Annotated in this window: 3 protein-coding genes and 1 pseudogene; all 4 read left to right on the top strand. The window is 60.0% G+C overall.

What is annotated here, in order from left to right; translation table 11 throughout:
* Positions 1-5 precede the first annotated feature (5 nt).
* Positions 6-167, top strand: a complete 162-nt coding sequence (locus EOA28_RS41035; RefSeq protein ID WP_281060957.1) for a PDDEXK nuclease domain-containing protein — start codon at positions 6-8, stop codon at positions 165-167.
* 45 nt (positions 168-212) lie between these two features.
* The gene (locus EOA28_RS35855; RefSeq protein ID WP_128315848.1) at positions 213-407 is read left to right on the top strand and encodes a DUF6494 family protein; all 195 of its coding nucleotides are present in this window, start codon (positions 213-215) and stop codon (positions 405-407) included.
* A gap of 134 nt (positions 408-541) precedes the next feature.
* Positions 542-835: a hypothetical protein gene (locus EOA28_RS35850; protein ID WP_245501684.1), complete on the top strand. Its 294-nt coding sequence runs from the start codon at positions 542-544 to the stop codon at positions 833-835.
* Between the two features lie 114 nt (positions 836-949).
* A pseudogene (locus EOA28_RS35845) lies at positions 950-1331 on the top strand (hypothetical protein); the annotation flags it as partial.

Genomic DNA, 1331 nt, shown 5'->3' with positions numbered 1-1331 from the left:
GCCTGTTGGAGCACCTTCGCGCCCTTATCCTCGAGCTGGGCAAAGGCTTCGCATTTGTTGGGAGCCAATATCACCTCGAGGTGGGAGGTCAGGACTATTATGTCGACCTATTGTTCTATCATTTTCCGGCCCCTATGGGACCGAGCGTCACCGTCCTGCTTCCTTGATCCCTTGCCTTCCCTTACAATCTCCGGACACAGAGGAGTTCCGCCATGAGCGAAGACGCCTTCAACATGTCGATCCGCAAGTTCCTGAAGGAAGTCGGCGTCACCTCCCAGCGCAATATCGAGGAGATGGTGCGTGAAGGGCAAATCGGCGGCGAGAAGAAGTTGAACGTCCGCATGACGTTGACGGCGGAAGGCACTGGCCTCAACCACGTGGTGGACGGCGAGATCGAACTTCCATAAGCCGGGCGAAGCGACCTAGACTAAGGTTAAGGGATAGACGTCTGGAATCGGAATGTGATTCAAGATCGGGATATTGATTCGACCCGATATTGTGGATCACTGGTCGGAGGTGCAGATGCACTTGCCGGCTGGGTTTGAACTCGCTGCGCTTGTCGCATCCGGACGGCTCCGCATTCGACCTCTTCGCGGCGCTTGCTGCCCAGACTGAGCAGGAAGGCGAGGTCAGCGTTCGTATCGACGAAGGCACCGGTGAGCGGCTGATCCTGCGACTGGTCATTCGGCGCGAGCGCCCTGAGCAAGCGCAAGCTGAGCAGGAGCGCCTGCTCAAGGCGGCCAAGAAGCGTGGCAAAAAACCGACCCTCCAAACAGTCGGACCGGTTGATGATATGCTTAACCTTGCGCACATGACCCTTACCCTCTCGCCGTGAAGACCGGACGATCGCTCCGCAATCGCCGTAGGGAGAGGGGGGCGTCGGCGTCGCGGCTGGCCAAGTTTTGGCTTTGGCCGGATGTGGTGCTGGCCTAGAATAAAGGCTTCAGCGATGTCCTACTTGGAACACAGTCGTCATGCAAAACAGGCCGAACTCGTCACTTGGCTGATCGGACCAGCGCGGCGGGATTGTTCCCCCGAAGCGATCGTCGGCGGACTATCGGAACGGCTGGTCGCGGCCGGGGTTGCGCTCAAACGTGTGCGTATCGGGCAGCGCCTTTCCAATCCGATGATCGGTGTGTGGGGCGTCATCTGGACCCGCGGCGAAGGCGCGGTGCTCTATACGCGGCCGCGCACAACGTTCTCCACGCCGTTCTACTACGGCAGCCCGTTCCAGGAGGTGATCGAGCAGCGCCGGAGTGTGCGGCACTCCCTCGAACACCTCGGGCCCGACGCCATAGCGTCTATGTCGAGCTCGCCGAGGCGGGGAATAC

It is taken from the genome of Mesorhizobium sp. M2A.F.Ca.ET.067.02.1.1, from assembly GCF_004023285.1.
In the GTDB taxonomy this organism is placed as follows: Bacteria; Pseudomonadota; Alphaproteobacteria; order Rhizobiales; family Rhizobiaceae; genus Mesorhizobium.
Note: the sequence above shows the minus strand (reverse complement) of the source record. Positions and strands in the feature narration are given on the sequence as shown.

Excerpts from the sequence above, each read along its gene's own strand:
- EOA28_RS35855 (WP_128315848.1), top strand. The coding sequence starts at position 213 with ATGAGCGAAGACGCCTTCAACATGTCGATCCGCAAGTTCCTGAAGGAA.